Source organism: Streptomyces sp. NPDC059679 (genome assembly GCF_042734105.1).
In the GTDB taxonomy this organism is placed as follows: domain Bacteria; phylum Actinomycetota; class Actinomycetes; order Streptomycetales; family Streptomycetaceae; genus Streptomyces.
Genome location: NZ_JBHWES010000058.1, coordinates 1 through 22,335, shown reverse-complemented (window position 1 = coordinate 22,335; position 22,335 = coordinate 1). Strand labels below are relative to the sequence as shown.

The following is a 22,335-nucleotide window of genomic DNA, read 5'->3' as shown; positions in this document are numbered from 1 at the left end:
CATTCGCGAGCGGCGCTGTCATGGCTGTGTGGTCAGCCTGTGCCGTGGCTGTGAGTGGGTTACGGAGTGGTGAACGGGCTGGTGGACGGACCGGTGGCCGGACAGGTTGACGGCCTGGCCGACCGGCGGATCGACGGGCAGGTGGACGCCGAAGACGGTGCGGCCCGGCACGCTGTCCACCGTCACCTGGCCGCCGTGCGCCATGACCACGGCGTGCACGATGGCGAGGCCGAGCCCCGTGCTCCCGGCGCCACGCGCACGCGAGGCGTCGCCGCGGGCGAAGCGTTCGAAGACATGCGGGAGGAGGTGCGGCGGAATGCCCGGTCCGTCGTCCTCGACCTCCAGCGACACACAGGGCACGGAATACGCGGCTGGATACGAGGCGGCTGGGTACGGCGCTCCGTACGGGCCGCGCCACAGCACGCGCGCGGTGACGGTCGTCCCGGGAGGAGTGTGCGTACGGGCGTTGGCGAGCAGGTTGACCAGGACCTGGCGCAGTCTGGCGTCGTCGCCGTAGACGACCGCGGGGTCGTCGGGCAGCTCCAGGCGCCACTTGTGCTCCGGCCCGGCCGCCCGGGCGTCGCTGACCGCGTCGACGACCACGGGCGACAGATCCACCTCCGCGCGCTCGACGGGACGGCCCGCGTCGAGGCGCGCCAGCAGCAACAGGTCCTCGACCAGGCCGGTCATCCGCGCCGCCTCGGACTCGACCCGGCCGAGGGCGTGGCGGGTGTCGGGCCCGATCTCCTCGCGGCCGCGTCTGGTCAGCTCGGCGTAGCCGCGGATCGAGGCGAGCGGGGTGCGCAGCTCATGGCTGGCGTCGGCGACGAACTGGCGTACCCGCGTCTCGCTCTCCTGGCGGGCCGCGAGCGCCGACTCGACGTGCCCGAGCATGCGGTTCAGGGCCGCGCCGACCTGGCCGACCTCGGTGCGCGGATCGGCCTCGGACGTCGGCACCCGTTCGTGCAGGGCCACCTCGCCGCTGTGCAGCGGCAGTTCGGAGACGCGGGTGGCGGTGGCCGCCACCCGGCGCAGCGGGCGCAGCGAGATGCCGACCATGGCGGCGCCGGCGATCCCGACGGCGACCAGCCCGGCGGCGGTGACGCAGATCTCGGCGAGGATGAGGGTGTCGACGGTGTTCTGCGCCTCGGCCGTCGAAATGCCGACGAGGAAGTCGCCGTGGCCTCCGACGACGTACTTGACGCGGTACTCGCCCTTGCCGGGGATGTCGACGGTGTGCTCGCCCCCGTCCCGCGGGACCTCACCCAGCGCCTTCAGTTGAGCGGCCGTCAGATGGCTGCCGGAGATCTTGGGCTCGCCCGTGCTCGACTCGTGCTGACGGCTGATCGCGCCGTCGCTCAGCACGCCGCCCTCGACCTCCGCGGCGACGGTCCCCATCGGCTGGCCCGGCCCGGCGACGACATCGCGGATGTCCTCCCGCCCCTGGCCACCGAGGCGCGGACCCTTGATGTCGTCGAAGGGCGGGCCGGCTACGCGCATGGCGACGCCGGAGAGCTGCTTGTCCACCTGGTCGTACAGATAGGTGTGGAGGGCGATCGTGGTGACCGCGCCGATGACGGCGCAGACGACGGCGATCAGCCCGACCGCGGAGACGACCAGCCGGGTACGCAGCGACCACGGCCTGCGGCGACGGCGCGCGGCCCGCCTGCCGGACGGCGAAGACGCGGGGGACGGCTGCGGTCCAGAGCAGGAGTGAGGCCCGGAAGGCGCCTGGGGCACGGAAGACGCCTGAGGCACGGGGGGCGGCTGAGGCACGGAAGACGCCTGAGGCACGGCGGGCACACCGGCGGCAGGGGAGAACGCCACGATCCGGCTCGCCTACTCGCCCGGCTTGATCAGATACCCCGCGCCGCGCCGGGTGTGGATCATCGGGCTGCGGCCGGCGTCGATCTTCCGGCGCAGATAGGAGATATAGAGCTCGACGACGTTGGCCTGGCCACCGAAGTCATAGCTCCACACCCGGTCGAGGATCTGGGCCTTGCTGAGCACACGGCGCGGATTGCGCATCAGATAGCGCAGCAGCTCGAACTCGGTCGCGGTCAGATGGATCTCCTGACCGGACCGCGAGACCTCGTGGCTGTCCTCGTCCAGGACCAGGTCGCCGACGGTCAACAGCGACTCGCTGCGCGCCGCCGCGGCCCCCGACCTGCGCAGCAGACCGCGCAGCCGGGCGACGACCTCCTCCAGGCTGAAGGGCTTGGTGACGTAGTCGTCGCCGCCCGCGGTCAGCCCGGCGATCCGGTCCTCGACCGCGTCCTTCGCGGTCAGGAAGAGCACCGGCACCTCGGGAAGCTCGTTGCGGACCCGCCCCAGCAGCGTGAGCCCGTCCATGTCGGGCAGCATGATGTCCAGGAGGACGGCGTCCGGGCGCAGCTCGCGGGTGATCCGCAGCGCCTCCGCGCCGTTCCCGGCCGTCCGCACCTCCCAGCCCTCGTAGCGCAGCGCCATCGAGAGCAGGTCGGCGAGGGCCGACTCGTCGTCCACAACCAGCACCCGGACGGGGCTCCCATCGGGTCGGAGCAGTTCGGAACGCCCATGGGGCGAGGTCGCCTTCATGGTTCTCACCTTCGGGCGGGCGCCTGAGAGCTCCCTTTCGGCTGTCTGTGAATAGCCTGAGAATCCTGTGGGGTCCCCGTATGGCCGGTGAGGCCGCATCGGACCCGCTCAGACCCGCTCAGGTGAGAATCCCGTGCCGAATCGACGTACGGCCGCGCGGCGAGGAACAACCGGATGCCACCTCCGGTTGAATGCCTCCATGGCCTCTCACGACGCACAAGGAAATACGCCGGGGACGACGTCCAGCACGCCACCCAGCACCACGCCCGGGACGCCCGGCAGGGCGCTCGCCACCACGCTGGGCAGGACGGGCATCTGGACCGGTGCCCTCCGCACCACCGACCCCGCCGACCACGGTGCGATCGGGGACGCCGCGGCCGAGGTGGACGAGCTGGGGTACGGAGCGCTGTGGCTCGGCGGCAGCCCCTCGCCGGACCAGGCCGCCTTCCTCCTGGAGGCGACCTCCCGGACCACGGTCGCGACCGGCATCCTCAGCATCTGGGACCACGAGGCGGCCTATGTGGCCGAGCGCCACGCCGCCCTCGACGCGGCTCACGGCGGCCGCTTCCTGCTCGGCCTCGGGGTGAGCCACGGTCACATGGTCAAGCAGTACGCCCGCCCGTACACGGCGATGCGGGAGTACCTGGACGGCCTCGACGCCGCGCCGGCCCCGGTCCCCGCCTCCCGACGGGTGCTGGCCGCCCTCGGCCCGAAGATGCTGAGGCTGTCCCGCGACCGCGCGGCCGGCGCCCATCCGTACCTGGTCACACCCGAGTTCACCGCCGAGGCCCGCGAAATCCTTGGCGACGGCCCCCTCCTCGCCCCGGATCTCAAGGTCGTCCTCGAACCGGACCTCGACCGCGCCCGCGCCACCGCCCGCGCGTATCTCTCCCACTACCTCCCGATGCCCAACTACACCAATAACCTCCTTCGTTTGGGCTTCACCGAGGACGACTTCCGCGACGGCGGAAGCGACCACCTCGTCTCGTCCGTCTTCGCCCTGGGCGACACCGAGGCGATCCGCCGCCGCGTCGACGAGTACCTGGCGGCGGGCGCGGACCACCTGGCGGTCCAGGTCGTGACCGACGACCCCATGAACAACATCCCACTGGCCGAGTGGCGCACCCTGGCCGAGGCCCTGCCGCTCGGCCACGGCGGCTGAAGCCCGCCCCGGCCGGCACACGGTCGGGTTTCACGGCCGGGGCGGGCCCACCCCCGTCGGGCCCGCCCCGGCCGCCGCCGGGTCAGTGACGACCACTGTGCAAGCAGCATCGCACCCGCCACTGACAATCGCCCCGACCTGCGACTTCACCGCGCCCAAGGCCGGGCACCCGGGCAGCGCGTCACGGCCCCGTCTCAGGCCTGCTGCGGGTTGGTATCGGCACCCAAGACGTCTTTTGTCGCGACCATGATGATCTGCAATACAAGATCACCGCGTTCTTCTCGACGACGAACCGCGGCCGGCAATCGACCACCGCAAAGGGACCGTCCACGTGCTCAACCGCTCCGCCCTTCCCCGCCTCACCGCCCTCGCCTGCGCGGCCGGCCTCGCCCTCCTCGCCATCGGCTGCGAGGACGACGACGCCTCCGGGGAGGCCGGGCGCGGGCCGGGACCCGCGACTTCGGCGGACGGAGCGCTGAACGGCGACGGCGGCAGGGCCCTCGCGCTCGGCAGGGCCACCGCGATCACGTACAAGGGCGGCTCGGACAACGTCCGGGGCACTCTGAAGGTCGCGGCGGAAAGCGTGGTGAAGGGCTCCCGGGCGGATCTGCCCAAGGCTTCGCTCCAGGGTGCGGAGCGGCAACTCCAGCCGTACTACGTCACCATGACCTTCAAGAACATCGGCGACGCCTCCATCCACTACCCCTTCCTGAACACCCCCACCAGCCTGGAGGACAGCGGTGGCGCGTCCCAGGAGGTCCTGATCACCGAGGACGACGGGGTGAAGCGGTGCTCCGGCAAGGACCCCGACGACTTCGGGACGGGCGACACCGCGACCCTGTGCAAGGTCTTCCTGCTGCCCAAGGGCGCCACCCCGGCCACCGTCACCTACGCCGCGGGGGACGGCACCGAGAGGCCCGCGTCCTGGAAGGTCCCGCGGTCATCCGCTCGGTCGTGAACGGCCGAGGGCCCGGCACTGATGTGCCGGGCCCTCGTATGAGTAGCGGGGACAGGATTTGAACCTGCGACCTCTGGGTTATGAGCCCAGCGAGCTACCGAGCTGCTCCACCCCGCGTCGGTAGGTGTAACCCTACGTCATTCCGAGCGGCCAGGGAAATCCGTTACCTTCCCCGGTTACTTTGCAACGACGTGGTCTCAGCCTCGCTTCGAGTGGATCATCGGCTCTGGCCTGGTGCTTTGTCACGGTCATGATGTGTGCACGGCACAACGAGGGCCCGGCCCACCCGGCCCGCCACGACGACATCAGCTCAGACGAACTCAGACGATTTCAACTCAACGGGGACCGATTTATGCGTATCCGATCCACGCGTAACCGCACCGCCGTCGCCGCTCTGTGTGCGGCCGGCTTCGCTCTCGTCGCGACCGGCTGCAACGACAACCTGGCTCAGGACGGCGGCAGCACCGAAACGCCCTCCAAGGCCCCGGCGAAGCCATCCGCCTCCGCCAGCAAGGCGCTCGACTCCGACGCGGGCAAGACCCTCGCCCTCGGGGAGTCCACCCCGATCACGTACAAGCGCTCGGACAAGACGGGCACCTTGAGGATCACGGCGAAGAGCGTGGTGAAGGGCGCCCAGTCCGACCTGGACAAGGTGGCTCTCAAGGCCGAGGAGCGGAAGCTGCAGCCGTACTACGTGACGATGAGCTTCAAGAACATCGGCAAGGACTCGATCCACTACCCCTTCCTGATCAGCCCCACCAACCTGCGTGACAGCCGCGGCGAGGACGGGAAGTCCCTCGTCACCCTGGACGGCGACGTCGCCAAGTGCCCCGGCGAGGACCCGGACGACTTCAACGCGAACGACACCGCCACCCTCTGCAAGGTCTTCCTGCTGCCCTCGGGTGAGACGCCGTCGGTCGTCTCGTACACGGGCGACTTCGACAAGGAGCCGGTGTTCTGGAGGGCGAAGGAGGACTGACGGGCGCAGCAACTCCGAACCCGTGGGAGGGCCGGCTCCGGACACCGGAACCAGCCCTCCCGCGCGTCACGGGCACCAGGGGTGTCAGGGCACCATCAGCACCCGGCCGAGCTGAGCCCGCTCCTCGATCATCCGGTGGGCCGCGGCCGCCTCGGCGAGCGGGAATTGCGCGTGTACGACGGTGCGCAGCCGCCCCGCCGCGAAGTGTTCGGCCACCTCCGCCATGTCCTCACGCGCCAGCTCGGGGCGGGCCGCCCGCCAGGCCAGCAGGGAGAACCCGGCCACCTGCTTCAGCGCGACCAGCGCCATGACCCCGACCTCCCCCAGATCCCCGCTCGCCGCCCCGTATTCGACGTCCCGACCCAACGGGGCCAGCAGTTCGACGGTCTGATGCAGGATCGGCCCGCCGACCGACCCCACGGCCAGGTCCACACCGCCCGGTACGGCCTTCCGTACCTGGTCCGGCCAGTCGTCGTCGGTGTAGTCGACGACGACATCGGCGCCCAGCTCCCGGACGAAGTCGAATTTGGCGGGTGAGCCCACGGTGGCCACGACCGTGCCGGCCCCCAGCACCCGCGCGAGCTGTACGGCGAGATGGCCGATGCCGCCGGCGGCCGAGTGCACCAGCACGCTCTCGCCCTCCGCGAGCCGCCCCAGGCGCAGCACCCGCAGGGCCACCGGCGCCCCCATCGGCAGCATGCTGGCCGCCCCCACATCAAGCCCCTCGGGCACCGGGGCCAGCCAGGCCGCGTCGGCGACGACCTGCTCCGCGAACGCGTCCTCGACGAGCGTCGCCACCCGCTCTCCCACCCGCCCCTCGTCGACCCCGGGCCCCACCGCCTCGACCCTGCCCACCACATCCCCGGTGACCGTGCCGGGCAGCGGCCATGTGAAGATCCCCCCTCCTCCGCGCCGGAACTTGGTGTCGACGAAGTTGGCACCGATCGCCTCGACGCGGATGAGCACCTGCCCCTCACCCGGAGCGGGAGTGTCCGCTTCCTCGATCCGCAGCACCTCGGGACCGCCGTACTCGTAATAACGCACACGTCGCATGCTGAAGCCCTCCCCAGAGAACTGGACCGCTGGTCAACTTATCCAGCATCGCGACCGTACTGGACCATCGGTCCAGTTGTCCACGCGGGACACGTGACACCATGCGGGACAGGCCGGAAACACGGCCGTGCGAGAGGAGAGGACTCAATGACCGGGGGCCGTCGTGAACGCGCGGACGCCGCACGGAACCGGCGGGCCATCCTGTGCGCGACCGAAGAGCTGCTGGACCGGTACCGGCCCGAGCAGATCTCCATGGAGCAGGTCGCCGCCGCGGCGGGCGTCGGCAAAGGCACCGTGTTCCACCGATTCGGCAACCGCATGGGCCTCATGCGCGCCCTCATGGAGGAACGCGCCCTCACCCTCGGCGAGTCCGTCGCCACAGGCCCGCCGCCCCTGGGCCCGGGCGCGCCCCCGCGCGAGCGCTTGCTGGCCTTCCTCGACGCCATGGTCGACGTCGTCACCCGCAACAAGGGCCTCATCGCCGCGCTCGACCACGCCATGACCACCGCACCCAAGCCCGCCGAGGACTCCCCGGCCGACCAGGACGCGCACCCCGTCTACACCGCCTGGCACCGCCACATCAGCACCCTCATCGCCGAGGAACGCCCCGATCTGGACGCCGAACTCCTGGCCCACATCCTCCTGAGCGCCCTGCACAGCGACCCGATCCTGGCCCTCCTGCGCCGGGGCGAAGGCCACCGCCTCACCGCGAGCCTCCACACCCTGGCCACGGCCGCCCTGGACGCCGCGCCGCGCCCTTGACCCGCGCACCACGCCGAGCCCCGGGCCGCGGCCCCCGAGCCCCGAGCCCCGAGCCCCGAGCCCCCGGGATAATCCCCACATGACCGCCCTAGCGCCGCCCGCCCAGGCCCTGATCGTCGTAGATGTCCAATCAGCCTTCGTCTCAGGTCCGGCCGCGGTGCCTGACGCGCCGCGGGTGCTTGAGCGCATCGAGGACCTGACGGCCAGGGCACGTACGGCGGGCACGCTCGTCGTCCACCTTCAGAACGACGGTCCGGCAGGCGCGGCCGACGAGCCGATGACACCGGGCTGGGAGCTGTATCTGCCGGTCCGCGAGTGCCAACAGGAGGTCGTGATCCGCAAGTCGGAGGACGACGGCTTCGAGGACACGCGCCTCGGCGAACTGCTCACCGGCATGGGGATACAAGCCCTGGCCGTATGCGGGGTGATGTCGGAGATGTGCGTCAGCGCGACCGCGCGTACGGCACTGGCGCTGGGATACCGCGTGGTCCTCCCGCACGACGCCCATGCGACGTACGACATCCCGGCGGCGGCGGGCATCAGCGATGTGGTTCCGGCCGCGATGGTGTCGCGGGTCGCCGAATGGGCGTTGGGCGACGAGGTCGAGATCGTCCCGCACGCCGCCGACGTCGCGTTCGAGCGCCCCGCGCGCGAGCGCTCGGCCTCACTGAGCCCGGTACACCAGCAGATACCGCCAGAACAGCAGCCGGCGCAGCGTTGAACCCGGCAGCAGGCGGGCGGATTCGCGGCGGGTCTCGGCGTACGTCAGCGGGGGCGGCCAGACCATCGGGATCTGCACGGACGGGGCGGGGTGGCGCCGGTCGAGGAGTCGGTTCACCTTGAGGACGGACATCGCGGGAAAGGCCCATACGGCGTCGGCCGCCGATCTGATCGGATAGAGCCCCAGCACCGCCAGCACACCCCCGGGCGCGAGGGCCTTCCGTAACGTCAGCACGGAGTCGAACGGCATGTGGTGGAGGCTGGCGATGCACGAGATGAAGTCGTAGCGCGCCTCGGGTAACTGCGCCTCGCGCACATCGACCTGCCGGTACCACGGCCCACCCCCGGCCGCCCGCGCCGCCTCGACGACATGCGCGTCGGCGTCCACCCCCTCGACGTCCAGCCCCCTCTTTGCGAGCGACCGCGCGAACCGCCCCGTCCCGCACCCGACGTCCAGCGCCGCCCGCGCCCCGCTGGGCACTTGTTTCAGCAGCAGCGGGTGGTAGTGATCGTTGTAGTTCACATTCATGCGGCTCACTCCCTCATCAGACGCCCCTGGGGACCGAAACGGCTCACCCCCACCTCCATCCCCACCCCCGGCAGCCGGAACCCGTTGGGGCGCGGCCCGACCGGGTGGCGCCGCGCGCGAACGGGTGATTCGGGTGGTTTTCCCGTTGTCGGGTGGAAGGAAAAAGGTGGCATTCATGCGCGAACAGGACGCATGAGCACCAGGGAGGAAAGATGCCGATACACGCGAGCGCATTCGTGCGCGGCGGTGCCGTCCTGGCCACCGCCGCGGCGACCGTCGCCATGCTGGCCACCCCTGCCCAAACCACCGAAGCCGGAGCCCACGGAGGAGGGACGGGCGGCGGGAAAGAGGCCGAGACCAAGCAGATCGCGTCCTCGGTCCTGGACGCGGACGAGAACATCAAGTTCACCCTGACCGCGATCCGGTCCACCAAGGACCCGCTGAGGGCCTCCGTCCGTCTGAAGGCGTTCGTCCGGGAGCACGGCCAACTCGTGCTGTCGGACGAGGTACGGGTCGGTGAGGTGGACGGCTGGTTCTGGTTCCCGGTCACCGGCCCGCACGCGATCTGCGAGTTCTCTACGGCGAGCACCAACCCCGCGCCCATCACCACCAGCCTGCTGATCACCCCGGCGATCGGCTGCTCACCGCCCCAGCACTTCGAGCTGGAGGACGGCAAGTTCGAATCCGACGACCACGGCACGCGGACCCCGCACGGCGGCGTACGCACCGGCGCCGGCGGCATGGCCGAACACCCCGCCGCTCACCTGAGCCAAGGCGTGTCGGGCCGCTGACCCAAGGTCCGGCTCGGCAGCTCTTTTTCCCCCGAGCCGGACCTCGTCCGCACCCGACCGGTTCAAAGCTCCGGGAAGGGCCGCGGATTCTCCATGGCCCACAGCAACTTCCGTGCTGCTTGAGCCTCTTCCGGCCGTACGGATGAGGCAATGCCCTCGACGACCGGCCGCCCCGCGCACACCGCTGCCCTGGCGGCCTTCTCCCAGCCGGGCTGTTCCTGGAAGCTCGTACCCTTCGGGCCGTGCACCGCTGCGGCTGCGGAGTGCCATTGCCCGGTTCGGCAGATGCTCTCCAGCGGATCCAACAGCTCGGCCTTGCACGGCACATACGGAGCCCCGGCCAGTTCAAGGAGAAAAGGGACCGTCGCGGCCGTCGCCTCACCCACGACGAACCCCAAAGCACAGACGAGGTCACCGAGTTCGTCGATCGCGAGACGGGCGGTGTCCTCACCTCCGTACGCAATCCGTGAGAGCAACGGCGGAATACCGACGGCGGGCCTCTGCTGTGCGTCGCTCAATTCTCCCCAGCGGACCCCCAAGACCCCTTTCAAGACACTTCCCATGTGCCGCCCCCCGTCGCCCCGATCCACCCGGCTGGGCTAAATCATACCCACCCGCACCTGTCCTCTTTCGGCAAATCGCCATTGCACTCGATTAGCGTGTCGGGCAACGCCGCCAAGGTCACCCTCCTGTTACTCTGCGGCTCCCAGAGATCGCCCATAAAGGATTGAATGCGCCAGATGGCAGACAAGATTTGCCTTGGTTGAATGCTGGCGCGGCCCCGGTCGGGAGGACACGGACTGTGCAGGATTTTCCTCGTCGCGGACTTCTCAAGGCGACGGCGGCCGCCGGCGTCGGCGCCGTCGTTCTTCCAGGCATTACGACCGCAGAAGCCCCGAGCGCGAGCGCCGCAACCAACGGAATCACCGGCACGAAATGCAAGCCGGCCAAACTGACCGGCCGCATCGTCCGTCCCAACGACCCCGGGTACGCCGATGCGAGCCTCGGCTGGGACGAGCTCTTCGTTCACTATCCGCTGGTCATCGTCTACGCCCAGAACACCCGGGACGTGGTCAACGCCCTCACATGGGCGCGCCAGCACGACGTCGCGCTGCGGGTGCGGAGCGGCGGCCACAGCCTTGAGGGCTGGTCGAATGTGGACAACGGCATCGTGATCGACGTCAGCGAGTTGAAGTCGACCCACATCGATACCGGTTCGTGTACCGCGACCGTCGGCGCCGGGCTCAACCAGTTGGAAGCGGTGACCACGCTCGCGAAGAAGGACCTCGCCGTAACGACCGGAACGGAGGGCAGCGTAGGTCTGTCCGGCGCGACGCTCGGCGGCGGCTTCGGCTTCCTCACCCGCTATCTCGGCATGGCCTGTGACAGCCTGATGGGGGCTGAGATCGTTGTCCCGTCGGGTGCCGACTGCGCCAAGGTGATCCATGCGGACTTGCACAACCACTCGGATCTCCTCTGGGCACTCCGCGGGGCGGGAAACGGCAACTTCGGGATCGTCACCTCACTCACCTATAAGGTGGCTACGCTGAAGAGCGTCGCTTATGTGACGGCAACATGGGACGGCCTGAAGGACCTGCAGAGGATCTTCGACGCATGGCAGCGTACGGGACCGAGCGCCGACAACCGCCTCGGAACCCAGCTCGAGATCCACAGAAACCAGATCCTGCTGTTCGGGGTTCTCGCGGACGGCTCGGCGGCAAAAGCGAAGGAGCTGCTGGCCCCGATCCTGAAGATCGGCAAGCCCGAGGTCTCGGTGCAGGTCGGTAACTGGGGCGACGTATATGCGGGATTCCAGATTCCGATCGAGGATGAGCCCGCCAACTGGAAGTTCTTCTCGCAGTTCACCACCGAGCCGTTCCCGAAGAAGGCGATCAGCCTGATTTGCTCATTCATGCGCGACGCTCCCACGGACGACAGCAACTTCTTCACCCAGGCATTCGGCGGAGCGGTGAAGAAAGAGCCCCGCGGCGGCACGGCGTTCCCGCATCGCAACGCACTTTTCTATTCCGAGCCCGGTGCGGGCTGGGGAACTCGCGGAGAGTCGGGCAGCGGCGACAAGCTCACCCCGGTGGCTCAGGCATGGATCGCCGAGTTCAGCCAGGCGCTGCGGCCCTACGTGAATGGCGCCTACGTCAACGTGCCGAACATCGGAATGCAGGATTGGGAAACCGCCTACTGGGGATCCAACTTCGACCGATTGCGCAAGATCAAGGCGAAGTACGACCCGCACAACGTCTTCCAGTACGAGCAGAGCATCCCGCCCGCGTCACGCTGACCGACACTCTGCCGCGACTTCACCCAGCCCAGAGGCCCCTTCCGCTGCCCGGAAGGGGCCTCTGGGCTGGGGCGCGCTCGGCGGCCAGTCCGACCTCGGACGTTAGGGGGACGTTAGTCGTACGGCGGCAGATCATCAGCGGCGGCCGACAACCTTGTTCTCACGCACCTGAAGCACCACGTCGAGAAACGGGGAAGAACATGTCGCACCGCACCACCCTCCGCCACGCCCGCAAGGCCGCCGCCGCCATGTTGATCGCCGTCGCCGCGTTCGGGCTCACCGCCTGCCAGGACGGCGGCACCAACGCCTCATCCTCACCATCCGCCTCCGCGAGCGCCCCGCAGTCCCCCACGTCCACAGCCAAGCCCGCCCAGGACTCCACCACGGACTCCACCAAAGGCACCCCGTCGGGTACCCCCAAGAAGCCCGACACGAAGTGCACGGATCAGATCAACTACGCGGGGGACCCCAGGCCCAACGCCGACATCAACTCCATCGGCGAGGAGACCGGCTACTGCCCGCCAGTCCAGCCTCAGTGACTTCTCGCAGTGTCTGCATGGCCGAGTCACGCATCCGGCTCTGCCTGACGTGCGCCGCCTCATCCAGTCCGGTTTCGTGATGGTTGGCAACTTTCTGTGACCGTCGTGGGGCCGCAGGACGGCCGCACGACGCCGAGGAGGTACGACCTGATGAGGCTTGTTTCCGCTTCGCGTCTCGCGGCGGTGGCCGTGGCCGCAGCGACAGCGATCATGACGGTGAGCCAGACGGCATCCGCCTGGCCGGCGGACAGGGACGGAAGACCATTCCTCGGGCCGCTGCACACCGTCTCGACCGTCGCTTCGACGATTCCGGCCAACGGCGACCTGAACCCGTACGGCACCGCCCTGGTCAAGAAGAGCACCGGCGACCTGCGGCGCGGCAACGTACTGGTCAGCAATTTCAACAACGCCGCGAACGAGCAGGGCACGGGGACCACTCTCGTGCAGGTCAGCCCCAAAGGCACGACCAGACTGTTCGCCGAGATCGACCCGGACAACCTCCCGGGGCCGTGCCCGGGAGGCGTGGGGCTGACCACCGCACTGTCCATCCTGCCGGGCGGCTGGGTGGTCGTAGGCAGCCTGCCCACGGCCGACGGCACATCCGACACGGCGAAGGCCGGGTGCCTGCTCGTGCTGGACAAGCACGGAAAGGTCCGGGAGACCTTCAGCGGCCAGGGGATCAACGGCCCCTGGGACATGACCGCGAAGAGCCAGGGCGACAAGACCGATCTGTTCGTCACGAACGTGCTCAACGGCACGGTCGCCGGCGGCGGCGACATCGTGCGGCGCGGCACCGTGCTGCGGATCACCCTGCGCACCCACGGCAACCGGCCGCCGACCCGGATCGCCACAACCAAGATCGGTTCGGGCTTCGCCGAGAAGACCGACCCGGAAGCCCTCGTGATCGGACCGACAGGCGTCGGCCTGCGCGACGGCACGCTCTACGTGGCGGACACCGTCGACAACCGCATCACCGCCATCCCGGACGCCCTGACCCGCCACACCAGCGCCGGCACCGGCCGAGTGGTCACCACCGACCGGCACCTCAACGGCCCGCTCGGAATGGCGATCACCCCGAAGGGCAACATCCTCACCACCAACGGCGGCGACGGCAACATCGTGGAGACCACCCCCCGCGGCCATCAGGTGGCCGTCCGCACCCTCGACACCAGCGGCACCCCGCCGGGCGCGGGCGCACTGTTCGGCCTCGCGATCGCCAAAGACCCCGACCGGGTCTACTTCGTCAACGACGCAACCAACACCCTGAACCTGCTGAGCCGACCCTGACCCACTTGCGCGGGGCTGATCCAGCCCCGCGCAAGCCCAGGCTCACCGCTCCGCAGGACTGATGTCAGCACACACGTCAGAGGCCGCTTCCGATGACCGGAAGGGGCCTCTGAACTGGGGCGCGCTCGGCAGGATTCGAGCGTGCGCAGCTTGGTGCTGTGTCAGTTCTCGGAACTCCTACCCCCACACGAACCGGGATTTGGCACCACTGCGAACCCTGCTCCGGAGCGGCTGGATAGCATCCGGCCATGGTTCAAAAGATTGTGACCCTTTTCTCGGATGACCTCACCGGTACGGAATCGGACGAGGTCAGCACGCACAGGTTTTCCCTGAACGGCGTGAACTACGAAATCGACCTCACCCCGGAGAACTACGACAAACTGGATGACGCGCTCCGGCCGTTCATCGAGAGTGGCCGGAAGGTGGGCCGGACGAAGGAGACAGGTCGGGCACGCAGGGGCGCCGTCGACGGTCCCAGCGCGGAAGAGGTTCGTGCATGGGCCCGCGAGAACGGCTATGAGGTGAATGACCGCGGTCGCGTCCCCAAGGAAGTCCGAGACGCGTTCGAAGCCTCCCGCTGACCCACGAACGATCGGCCCCGGCGCAATGCCGGGAAGTCGAAGTACGCGCGCACGCCCGGGCTGGCGCGGGACGGGAAGCTGACCGCTGAGCAGGAGCGCTTCAGACGGGCCAACAATGACTGGTACGAGGCGGCCTATCCTGACCCCTCCTGCGTCGATCCGACGGTCTACGACCGCGAGCTTCACCCCGGGGCAGCGGCCTGGTTCAAGTCCACGTCGCAGGACCTGATCAAGCGAGTGGACGGCTACCTGGAGATCCTTGCTGTTCACGGGATCGGGTGCCACATGATGCGATCGTCAGATCCAGGGAAGATCCTCTACGAGGACGAGTACCAATCGTCGTCGTTCCGCATAAGCCCTGATCTGACCAGCCGAGTTCGGCGACCATACGGGACGCGTAGCGAGCCTACGGCTGGTAACCCCCGGCCCGGCTACTGATCTCGGATCATGTGTGCGACATAGCTCGGCAATGCCCGCGCCGTTCTCGCCGACGTCATCTGCACCGACGGTGTACCACGACCAAGCCGTGGCCGAGCGCCGTACTGCCGCAAGTCATGGATGTGGGCGGAGTGGGTGCCTCCTGGAGATCGTTTGTCAAAGTAGTTGCGCCAGATCAAATACTTTGAACAGGGGCACCGAGAAGGGCCGCGTCGGAGTCCGCCGCCACCACGGACCAGCCACGCCAGAGGCCCCTTCCGATGATCGGGAGGGTCCTCTGAGCTGGGGCGTGCTCGGCACAATTCGAACCTGCAACCTCTTGACCCGTAGGGTCGGGCACGTGCCCGGTACGGGCTTTGGTAAGCGTCTGACGTACTGCTCAAGGGTGAGCCCTCGACAGGCGTCGTCTGCTCACGTTGCCGTCAGCGTTGTCGTCAGAAAACTCCCACCGCTAGACGGTCTTCGTGGATCCTCCAGGCCACTTGACCTCCTGGCAGTAGGCCGCTTGCTCGATACAAACCGATCCGGGCCATTGCCTCATAGAGCATCGTTTTCTTGCCATACCTGAAAGAGCGAACGCCACCTCTCCGGCGACTACATTTCACCAGGCCACCGACCTCCCTGTGCGCCATTTGGGCAGTTCACCTCGCTTTTTCGTCGTAACCATTATTCATTGCACGTGTAGTGAATAATTGCAGGTCAGAGGGCTGAAGGCACGCCTGAATCCATCTGTACAGGTGCGGCTGAAAGCCTACGCCTGCTATCACTGGACGAGCGGTGAAGGCGCCTTCCATACGACTCCCATCGCCGACAAGACGCCTCATTGAGCGAATTCTCGACCACTCGACAAGGGGATAACCACGTGTGTCAACTCTGCTTGGGTCTGTTGCTGCTGTGATCACAGCGACCAGGAACCAGAGGACATGTCCGATGGATCATTCCGGTTTCTCGCGGCCCTTCCAGGGAACGATCTGTACACATTGTGAGAGGATTTCAGCGAGACGGGGGGCTGCTCATGAGCGGCACGTCACGGTCACATCAGAACGGCGCGGAGGCATTGGACGCCGCGCCTGAGCCGAAGCGCCACAAAGTGAAGCAGATCGCCCTCAGACCCCCCTCCCCGGGACCGCTGCCCGAGCGCGACCGCGAGCGTTTCGGCGACGAGCACCCCGACCCCCTCGCCTCGCTGCTGGACAAGGTCAACAACGGAGAGGCAATCCCGACTCCTGGAAGCAGGGCGGACAGCGAAGACCGCGACATCCACGAGGAGGAGTGGCGGGCACACGATCGCCACGGCCCCTATGGACAAGGGCGTCGCCGCAGGAATTGACGCAACTTGGCGTCTGCCGTTCGCCGACGCCGCCACCGGCCCCTAGCCAGGCAAGTTCACCCCACGGGAGGCCGGACAATAATCAGCGATGTTTGCACTCCTCCACGCCTTGGCGAGAGCTTAACGACCCGGGCCGACTCGCTTCGCTGTCAGACGCACATAGTGGCTGAACGGCCATACCTCGACTACTGAACTTGAAATCGTGATGTCGGGCGAGGTGGGCGGCGTCTGGCGCTGCTGAGGCAGACCGGCCGGCTACTGCGGATCGACAGGGCGGCCCCGTGGCCGTGAGACTGGACAGATGACGAGACGATCTCCCGGTTCCGGGGATGTTCAGGCCATTCTCTTCGACTCCGGTGGTGTACTGATGCGTCCGATCGGAGGCCGGTGGAACCCGCGTGCGGACTTCGAGGAGACGGTCCTCGCTCACGATCCGTCGATCACGAATGATCGGTTCGCCGCGGCGATCGCCGCCGGAGACCGGTTCTTCGCCGCCTTGTCCTCGACCCCCGACTACGACGACTACCACCGCGTGGTGCTACGCCACCTCGGGATGGAGGCCACCTCGCAGCTCCTGGCCGATCTGCGCCGTGAAGTCCCCGCGGACAGAGTGCTGGAGCTGTACCCGGACGTGAGGAAGACCCTGGAGGAGCTGAGCCAGCGGCAGGTGCGGATGGCCGTGGTCTCCGATGCCTGGCCCGACCTGCCCGGCCTGCACGCGGCACTGGGCATCCACCACTTCTTCGAGGCGTACGCGATCTCCGCCGAGTTGGGCTGCAACAAGCCGGATCCGCGCATGTATCACCACGCCAGCACCGCGCTTGGCCTGACGCCCACGCAATGCCTGTTCATCGACGACGATCCCGACCTGGTCCAAGCGGCCATCGACCTCGGTTACGCGGGGCGTGCGATCCGCCGGGACTCCCCGCTCCCGGACGTTCCTCCCGTCCCGTCCATCGCAACTTTGACGGAACTGCTGGAGCTTTTCTGATCAGGCTTCGCTCAAAGGTCCAGAGTGAGCCCGGTAGCAGCGAGGCAGCCGTCGACCAGGTCAGAGCGGTACTGGATCTTCTTGAGCCGGCGCTTGACGGCCGTCGTGATCTGGGTGAGGTCAGCGGCGGCGAGGTTGCCGACGTCGCGCTTGATCATCGACCAGATGCCCTCTTGCGGGTTGAGGTCAGGTGCGTAGGTCGGCAGCTGGAACACGGTGAGCCAGTCGGCGTTCGCCGCAATGAACTCCCGTATTCCCGCCGTGAGATGGAGCCGGACGTTGTCCCAGACCAGAACGACCGGGCCGCCGAGCTGGGTGCGGGCTCGGACGATCAGGTCTCGGAAGTCCCGCCAGCCGAAGCCTTTCGGTTCGTCCTTGCGGCCCCGATACTCCCGGACCGCGTAGATCAGCCGGGAACGCTCGCCGGGCTTGTAGCAGGTCATGCCGGCCATCGACACCCGCCCAGAGCCGCGGCCCCGTACCCGCACCACTGGGGTCTGCCCGATCCGGCCCCATGTCCTGGCGCGCGGCGGAGTCATCGACTGCCCGGCCTCGTCCTCGAAGACGATCCAGGCGTCGCGCTCCGCCGCGATGCTCTTACCCGCGGCCAGGTCTCCTTTTTCCACACCTCGACCGCCTCGTCGTCCCGCTCGATGGCCCGCCGGGCGGGCTGCTGCCACGACCAGCCGTGCCGCTTCAACAGCTGCCAGGTGCCCTCGACCGTGTACGAGACGTGGAACAGTCGGCCGATCAATGTCTTGATCCGCGCCAGCGTCCACCGCTGGTCCGTCCACCCGTGGACGAGCGGACCACGCTCCAACTCACGCTCCAAGCGCGCGATCTGGGCTTGGCCGAGTCGGGGCCTTCCAGGAGAGCCTTTCGAGAGCAGCCCGGCCTCGCCTCGCTCACGCCAGGCCCGGCGCCACCGTTCCACGGACCGCTCACTGACCCGCAGTGCAGTCGCGACCTGCTGGTTCTTTTGTCCGGCAGCAAAGCGTTCCACGGCCTCGAGCCGTAACCGCTCCCTCGCGGCCCTCTCAGCATCGGTCAGCCCGCCACCCTGCGCGTACCTCACAGGCACAGGGCTACCAGCACCGACGGCCAACTGTCAGGCGAACGGCGCCGACATCACTCAATCAAGTTCAGTAGTTGAAGTCCTCCAGGGATCGACTCCGCCCCCTGCCCGCCTGCTGCGGTCGGTCCGAATGACGGCGGAGTACCAGGTATGTCGATGATCACGCGGTCCACAGCGTCGGCGAGCAACCGCGCCGTTTCGTTGGATCTGTCTTCGATCAGGACCGTACGCGCCCCCGCCTCGGCCAAGGCATCCGGAGCTTTCGCGGGGCCGTCGCCAAGCGGGGGCAGTGGGACGCTGAAGGACACGACCTGGTCGTCGTGGTCTTCGTCGGCACCGAGGGTGTACGCCCAAGTGATGTGCGGCCTTCCCGTGCCCAGTGAGTGCAGCCATGGCCCGAGGACGAGCAGCACTTCCTGCTCCAGGACGCCGCGCTCTGCCACGGTGCCGGCGTGTTCCAGCACCGCCGCGCCGCCCTCCCCGCGTCGCGTGACGTGGGGTCCATGACGGCCATCAGGACGCGGGACACCTTCGCATCGATCAGTGCCTGTCGGCACGGCGGGGTCCGGCCGTGGTGGTTGCAGGGCTCCAGCGTTACGACGGCCGTGCCACCCTCGGCGCGCTCCCCCGCTGCAGCGAGCGCTTTGACCTCCGCGTGGTGGTCTCCCTTGCGGAGGTGGTATCCCTCGCCGACGGTACGCCGTCGCGGTCGAGAATCACGCACCCAACGGGTGGGTTCGGGCTCGTCGTCCCAAGTCCTAGGGCAGAGATGGCGATTGCTCGCCGCATGGCCGCTAGCTCGTTCGGCGTGGCCATCAGAACCCCGCATTCTCCCTGACTGCGACGAGTAGGTCTCGCACGGCTGGAACACTCTCCGCCGCAAGAGCGTTGATCGCCGTGACTGCCTCTTGCAGAGTGCGACCGGAGCCGGAACCGCGGGCCACGTCGAGAACCACTGACGCCTCGGCTGCGGCCTGCTCGTAGTCCCGGATTCCCACATAAGCCAAGGCAAGGCGTGCTTGCGCGAAGCCTCGGTCTCGCTGGTAGACGTCCGGAAGCTCAGCCAATGCGGTTTGGAAGGTGGCTACCGCACGGTCCGGGCGCGATAGGTTGAGCCAGCAATTCGCGCGCTGGATCTCGATATAGCTGGGCGTGCAAAAATCACCATACCCGGATCGCGCATCGCCGGATGAGTCAACGGAAGCGGCGAATGCGTGCGCCTCGTCCATTTTTCGATGACATGCGACTTCATCACCGTCGAGCGCCAGGCCCTGCGCTTCCTGCTGGATGGCTGCTGCTCTCATCGGCCTGGTGAGAGCCCGTTCATGGCGCTGCACCGCCTGCGCCAGGCCGATCGCCTGACCCGCGTCCCGCTTCCCCGCTGCGAGCTGGCTCCGACGAAACAGAGTCCACGACAACATGGCCTCGTCTCCGGCTTCCATGAGCTGACCACCGTCGGCACGTACACCGAGATGGTGTCCCGCCTTGGTGAGCCGGTCCTGCTCGGTCTCGCCGCCCTCGCCATCCGCGGCCGGGTGAAGCGGTAGCCAGCCGGGCCCGAAGGACACGTACCCGCGGTCACTCGCACTTTGGTGAGCTATGGGACAAGGCTTGGGCGAGCGTCCTTTTTGGGCAGGAGGCCAAGACGCCCTCGGCGTAAGTGCCTTACTCGCTCCGGCACGCCCGGGTATCTGTGGATCAAGTGAGGGCTGGAACCGTCGAGGTCGCCCGCCGGGCCGGCCATAGCATCGCGATCCTGTTCAGCTTCTGCGTCAAGATCCTGCATGGCAAGCAGTCGCACTCCAGTCGGCCTTCTGATCCGGCACTTTGATGATCTGGGCGGAGGCTGTGGGATTTGAACCCAGGGGGAAATCGCTGCCACGACGGTTTTCAAGACGGTGGTGGCTACAGTCAAGATCGTGGCCCTGACCTTCACGTATGCGGCTTCTCGCTGCTCGCTCAGGGTCCATGGTCCACCAGGGGTCCACCTCCTGTGTCATCGCACCTGGACCAGCGAAGCTTGACCGCCTTGCTTGACTCCCTTAGCCAGGTGGCTTTCGAGCCGCGACGCCAGAGAACCGCGCATTCGCGGGGCTGCGTCTGCCGGGGCGAGCTGTAGGGTGGCGACAGATCTTTGGGGGCGGAGTGCAGCCGGACAGCGGACCAGGTGTCGGTCTCAGCCCGAGGGAGACAGCCGCCCTCCTGCTGAACAAGATTCGTCAAGGCAACGACTACGCACGCGACAAGAAACAGAGGTTCCGTCGAAGCGCTTCGGCAACCAAGATACTCACGCTCGCGCTGTCCGCCGCGTCCACCATCATTCTGGGCCTGCAAAGTCTCAACACATGGGCTGGTGTGGCCTTTGCCCTTGTGGCCCTGGGGACGTTGCTGGGGGCCGTCGAACCGTTCTTCAACTGGCGCTCCCGATGGGTACTCATGGAGGAAACGCAGTACCGGTTCCAGCGGCTTGCCGATGACCTGGAATACCTTATGGCATCCACGGCCGCCGACAGCCTCACGCATGACCACCTTGGGGAGATTTTCGGTAGATACCAAACGATCTGGGACGACCTAAGTCGCACGTGGCTGGAACAGCGCCGGGAGCCTGCGCCGTCGACCAATGCCCAGTAGCGCACGCCCCCACATGCAGGCAGCGTGTGCTGTCGCCAGTGTGTGCCTGCGCTGCAGGGCCGAACAAGGTTCAGTGGCAAGAGTTCAAGGTTCGGTGTCACAGGGCAGTCCACAAGCACTGTGACGTCAGACGGACTCCTCGGCAGGCGGTTCGCCATACTCCAGGTGCACCGGCCCCCTGGACCCTCGCAGTTAGGGCTCGCTTCACTCGGCGGGCGAGTCGCGGGATCAGAAGTTGATCTAGGCCTTCCGCCATGTGGAACTCGGCGGCCAGCAACTCGTCAGACGCAAGCTTGATCGACGCTGCCGTTTCCGGGCTCAGCTCTCCGCCGTCGAAGAGGTACAGGACCTTGTCGCCCTCGGTGTCGTTCGGCGCCCAGTCGACCACCAGCAGGGAGCCGATGGACGGAGTGATGCCTAGCTCCTCCTCGACCTCGCGGCGGCATGCGCTCAGGGGCGACTCCCCCGTCTCGATGTACCCGCCCGGAACCTCCCACATGGGCTTGTACGAGGGGCGGACCAGCAAGACACGGTCTTGGGCATCGCAGAACAGCGCAACCGCTGCCATGCGCGGCCGTGCCATCCGCTGGACCTGCCCCTTCTCGGGCATGTCATGACCCTACTGGCCGTGGTCCTGAAGGGCTGAACGTGGTCTCTGTGTCTACCGGGGTGCGACTCAGCATGTGATCGCCGCTCCGAAGACTCAACGCTCGGCCCGTCGGATAGCCCTGCCCGCTGAATGCGTGAGTGCCCTCCGGGCTCGCCGGGCCCAGCAGCGCGGAGACAGGCTTGCGGCCGGCGACAGGTGGAAGGGAGCTGACAGCGATCTTGTCTTCACCACGAGGAACGGAACTCCGATCGAGCCGCGCAACCTGAACCGCGCCTTCACCCTCCTGTGCGACACGGTGTCCGCACACACCCCCGAGTCTTCGTCACCCTCACCGCGCCGTCGTTCGGGCCGGTCCACAACCGCCGCACCACCGATGCGGGGGAGAACCTGGCCTGCCGCTGCGGCACCCGTCACCCGGCTGATGACCCGGCCCTCGGTACGCCGCTGTTCCCGGCTACGTACGACTACGCGGGGGCCGTGCTGTGGAACGCCCATGCCGGAGCGCTGTGGGCTCGCTTCACTACCTACCTGCGGCGTGAGCTGGCTGCGCACCTCGGCATGACGCAGAAGGCGCTGAATGCAGCGTTGCGTGTCTCGTTCGCCAAGGTGGCTGAGTACCAGCGGCGCGGCCTGGTCCACTTCCACGCCGTGATTCGCCTCGACGGTCCGGAAGGCAGCAACCAGGCCCCGCCCGCCTGGGCCACCACCGACGCACTCACCCACGCGATCAAAGCGGCGGCCGGGCGTGCCGTGCTCACGGTGGTCTCCAAGGCGGTCGGGGAGCGCGAGCTGAAGTGGGGCGATCAGCTCGACATCCGGGAGATCGCCGCCCTGGGCGATGGCGAGCTGACCGATCAGAAGGTCGCCGCCTACGTCGCCAAGTACTCCACTAAGAGCGCTGAGGACGCCGGCACCGTGGACCGCTCCCTGCGCTGCGCCCACTGCGCCGGACGCGGCTACCAGCACGGCCCCGATGGCTTCCGGGACCTGTGCGAGTCGTGTGAGGGCAGCGGCCAGTCCGAACCC

25 protein-coding genes, 1 tRNA gene and 1 pseudogene are annotated in these 22,335 nt (G+C 67.9%); 15 read left to right on the top strand and 12 right to left on the bottom strand.

Annotated features, from left to right (window positions below; genetic code table 11):
• Nucleotides 1-18: 18 nt before the first annotated feature.
• Together ACFV2X_RS41270 and ACFV2X_RS41265 are read right to left on the bottom strand one after the other, a co-directional pair.
• The gene (locus ACFV2X_RS41270; protein ID WP_385626501.1) at nt 19-1,632 is read right to left on the bottom strand and encodes a sensor histidine kinase; all 1,614 of its coding nucleotides are present in this window, start codon (nt 1,630-1,632) and stop codon (nt 19-21) included.
• A 207-nt stretch (nt 1,633-1,839) separates the two neighbouring features.
• A complete protein-coding gene (locus ACFV2X_RS41265; protein WP_385626449.1) occupies nt 1,840-2,577 on the bottom strand; it encodes a response regulator transcription factor in 738 nt (245 codons plus the stop codon).
• A 199-nt stretch (nt 2,578-2,776) separates the two neighbouring features.
• On the opposite strand from ACFV2X_RS41265, the gene ACFV2X_RS41260 reads away from it, so the two are divergent.
• Both ACFV2X_RS41260 and ACFV2X_RS41255 read left to right on the top strand, forming a co-directional pair.
• Nucleotides 2,777-3,739 carry an LLM class F420-dependent oxidoreductase gene (locus ACFV2X_RS41260; protein ID WP_385626448.1) on the top strand — a complete coding sequence of 321 codons (963 nt, stop codon included), beginning with the start codon at nt 2,777-2,779 and terminating at the stop codon, nt 3,737-3,739.
• Between the two features lie 331 nt (nt 3,740-4,070).
• Nucleotides 4,071-4,697 (top strand): hypothetical protein, encoded by a 627-nt coding sequence (locus ACFV2X_RS41255; RefSeq protein ID WP_385626447.1) that lies wholly within the window; start codon nt 4,071-4,073, stop codon nt 4,695-4,697.
• Nucleotides 4,698-4,740: 43 nt separating this feature from the next.
• Here ACFV2X_RS41255 and ACFV2X_RS41250 read toward each other — a convergent pair.
• Nucleotides 4,741-4,814, bottom strand: a tRNA-Met gene (locus ACFV2X_RS41250).
• A 235-nt stretch (nt 4,815-5,049) separates the two neighbouring features.
• On the opposite strand from ACFV2X_RS41250, the gene ACFV2X_RS41245 reads away from it, so the two are divergent.
• The gene (locus ACFV2X_RS41245) at nt 5,050-5,676 is read left to right on the top strand and encodes a hypothetical protein (protein WP_385626446.1); all 627 of its coding nucleotides are present in this window, start codon (nt 5,050-5,052) and stop codon (nt 5,674-5,676) included.
• 84 nt (nt 5,677-5,760) lie between these two features.
• On the opposite strand, the gene ACFV2X_RS41240 is transcribed toward ACFV2X_RS41245, so the two are convergent.
• Nucleotides 5,761-6,729, bottom strand: coding sequence for a zinc-binding alcohol dehydrogenase family protein (locus ACFV2X_RS41240; RefSeq protein WP_385626445.1), 969 nt, complete (start codon nt 6,727-6,729; stop codon nt 5,761-5,763).
• A gap of 147 nt (nt 6,730-6,876) precedes the next feature.
• Between ACFV2X_RS41240 and ACFV2X_RS41235 the strand changes: the two genes are divergently transcribed.
• The gene (locus ACFV2X_RS41235; protein WP_385626444.1) at nt 6,877-7,491 is read left to right on the top strand and encodes a TetR/AcrR family transcriptional regulator; all 615 of its coding nucleotides are present in this window, start codon (nt 6,877-6,879) and stop codon (nt 7,489-7,491) included.
• A 79-nt stretch (nt 7,492-7,570) separates the two neighbouring features.
• Nucleotides 7,571-8,212: an isochorismatase family protein gene (locus ACFV2X_RS41230; protein ID WP_385626443.1), complete on the top strand. Its 642-nt coding sequence runs from the start codon at nt 7,571-7,573 to the stop codon at nt 8,210-8,212.
• Here ACFV2X_RS41230 and ACFV2X_RS41225 read toward each other — a convergent pair.
• The gene (locus ACFV2X_RS41225; RefSeq protein ID WP_385626442.1) at nt 8,156-8,740 is read right to left on the bottom strand and encodes a class I SAM-dependent methyltransferase; all 585 of its coding nucleotides are present in this window, start codon (nt 8,738-8,740) and stop codon (nt 8,156-8,158) included. The genes ACFV2X_RS41230 and ACFV2X_RS41225 overlap by 57 nt on opposite strands.
• A gap of 212 nt (nt 8,741-8,952) precedes the next feature.
• Between ACFV2X_RS41225 and ACFV2X_RS41220 the strand changes: the two genes are divergently transcribed.
• The gene (locus tag ACFV2X_RS41220; protein ID WP_385626441.1) at nt 8,953-9,531 is read left to right on the top strand and encodes a hypothetical protein; all 579 of its coding nucleotides are present in this window, start codon (nt 8,953-8,955) and stop codon (nt 9,529-9,531) included.
• A 62-nt stretch (nt 9,532-9,593) separates the two neighbouring features.
• Here ACFV2X_RS41220 and ACFV2X_RS41215 read toward each other — a convergent pair whose 3' ends face one another.
• Nucleotides 9,594-10,007, bottom strand: coding sequence for a hypothetical protein (locus ACFV2X_RS41215; protein WP_385626440.1), 414 nt, complete (start codon nt 10,005-10,007; stop codon nt 9,594-9,596).
• A gap of 326 nt (nt 10,008-10,333) precedes the next feature.
• Between ACFV2X_RS41215 and ACFV2X_RS41210 the strand changes: the two genes are divergently transcribed.
• The 6 genes from ACFV2X_RS41210 (at nt 10,334) to ACFV2X_RS41185 (ending at nt 16,993) form a co-directional block, all read left to right on the top strand.
• Nucleotides 10,334-11,827 carry an FAD-binding oxidoreductase gene (locus ACFV2X_RS41210; protein ID WP_385626439.1) on the top strand — a complete coding sequence of 498 codons (1,494 nt, stop codon included), beginning with the start codon at nt 10,334-10,336 and terminating at the stop codon, nt 11,825-11,827.
• 200 nt (nt 11,828-12,027) lie between these two features.
• A complete protein-coding gene (locus ACFV2X_RS41205; RefSeq protein WP_385626438.1) occupies nt 12,028-12,366 on the top strand; it encodes a hypothetical protein in 339 nt (112 codons plus the stop codon).
• Nucleotides 12,367-12,516: 150 nt separating this feature from the next.
• Complete coding sequence (locus tag ACFV2X_RS41200) at nt 12,517-13,653, top strand: hypothetical protein (RefSeq protein ID WP_385626437.1); 1,137 nt, start codon at nt 12,517-12,519, stop codon at nt 13,651-13,653.
• A 248-nt stretch (nt 13,654-13,901) separates the two neighbouring features.
• The gene (locus ACFV2X_RS41195; RefSeq protein ID WP_385626436.1) at nt 13,902-14,234 is read left to right on the top strand and encodes an Lsr2 family protein; all 333 of its coding nucleotides are present in this window, start codon (nt 13,902-13,904) and stop codon (nt 14,232-14,234) included.
• Nucleotides 14,235-15,687: 1,453 nt separating this feature from the next.
• Nucleotides 15,688-16,002 (top strand): hypothetical protein, encoded by a 315-nt coding sequence (locus ACFV2X_RS41190; protein ID WP_385626435.1) that lies wholly within the window; start codon nt 15,688-15,690, stop codon nt 16,000-16,002.
• Between the two features lie 301 nt (nt 16,003-16,303).
• The gene (locus ACFV2X_RS41185) at nt 16,304-16,993 is read left to right on the top strand and encodes an HAD family hydrolase (protein WP_385626434.1); all 690 of its coding nucleotides are present in this window, start codon (nt 16,304-16,306) and stop codon (nt 16,991-16,993) included.
• 11 nt (nt 16,994-17,004) lie between these two features.
• On the opposite strand, the gene ACFV2X_RS41180 is transcribed toward ACFV2X_RS41185, so the two are convergent.
• From ACFV2X_RS41180 to ACFV2X_RS41160, 5 genes and pseudogenes are all read right to left on the bottom strand, one after another.
• Complete coding sequence (locus tag ACFV2X_RS41180; protein ID WP_385626500.1) at nt 17,005-17,532, bottom strand: transposase; 528 nt, start codon at nt 17,530-17,532, stop codon at nt 17,005-17,007.
• Entirely contained in the window at nt 17,529-18,068 is a 540-nt protein-coding gene (locus ACFV2X_RS41175; protein ID WP_385626433.1) for a winged helix-turn-helix domain-containing protein, read from the bottom strand. The genes ACFV2X_RS41180 and ACFV2X_RS41175 overlap by 4 nt, the downstream gene beginning before the upstream one ends.
• 53 nt (nt 18,069-18,121) lie before the next feature.
• Nucleotides 18,122-18,532: a hypothetical protein gene (locus ACFV2X_RS41170; protein ID WP_385626503.1), complete on the bottom strand. Its 411-nt coding sequence runs from the start codon at nt 18,530-18,532 to the stop codon at nt 18,122-18,124.
• Nucleotides 18,533-18,636: 104 nt separating this feature from the next.
• Nucleotides 18,637-18,897 (bottom strand): annotated as a pseudogene (locus ACFV2X_RS41165) (hypothetical protein); the annotation flags it as partial.
• Entirely contained in the window at nt 18,884-19,372 is a 489-nt protein-coding gene (locus ACFV2X_RS41160) for a hypothetical protein (protein ID WP_385626432.1), read from the bottom strand. The pseudogene ACFV2X_RS41165 and the gene ACFV2X_RS41160, both read right to left, overlap by 14 nt.
• Nucleotides 19,373-19,393: 21 nt before the next feature.
• Between ACFV2X_RS41160 and ACFV2X_RS41155 the strand changes: the two genes are divergently transcribed.
• Both ACFV2X_RS41155 and ACFV2X_RS41150 read left to right on the top strand, forming a co-directional pair.
• Nucleotides 19,394-19,615, top strand: coding sequence for a hypothetical protein (locus ACFV2X_RS41155; protein ID WP_385626502.1), 222 nt, complete (start codon nt 19,394-19,396; stop codon nt 19,613-19,615).
• Nucleotides 19,616-20,213: 598 nt separating this feature from the next.
• Nucleotides 20,214-20,699, top strand: coding sequence for a DUF4231 domain-containing protein (locus ACFV2X_RS41150; protein WP_385626431.1), 486 nt, complete (start codon nt 20,214-20,216; stop codon nt 20,697-20,699).
• 97 nt (nt 20,700-20,796) lie between these two features.
• Here ACFV2X_RS41150 and ACFV2X_RS41145 read toward each other — a convergent pair whose 3' ends face one another.
• On the bottom strand, nt 20,797-21,309 hold the full coding sequence (locus ACFV2X_RS41145; RefSeq protein ID WP_385626430.1) for an NUDIX domain-containing protein: 513 nt from the start codon (nt 21,307-21,309) through the stop codon (nt 20,797-20,799).
• A 285-nt stretch (nt 21,310-21,594) separates the two neighbouring features.
• On the opposite strand from ACFV2X_RS41145, the gene ACFV2X_RS41140 reads away from it, so the two are divergent.
• The coding region (locus ACFV2X_RS41140; RefSeq protein ID WP_385626429.1) for a replication initiator at nt 21,595-22,335 on the top strand (741 nt) is incomplete at its 3' end.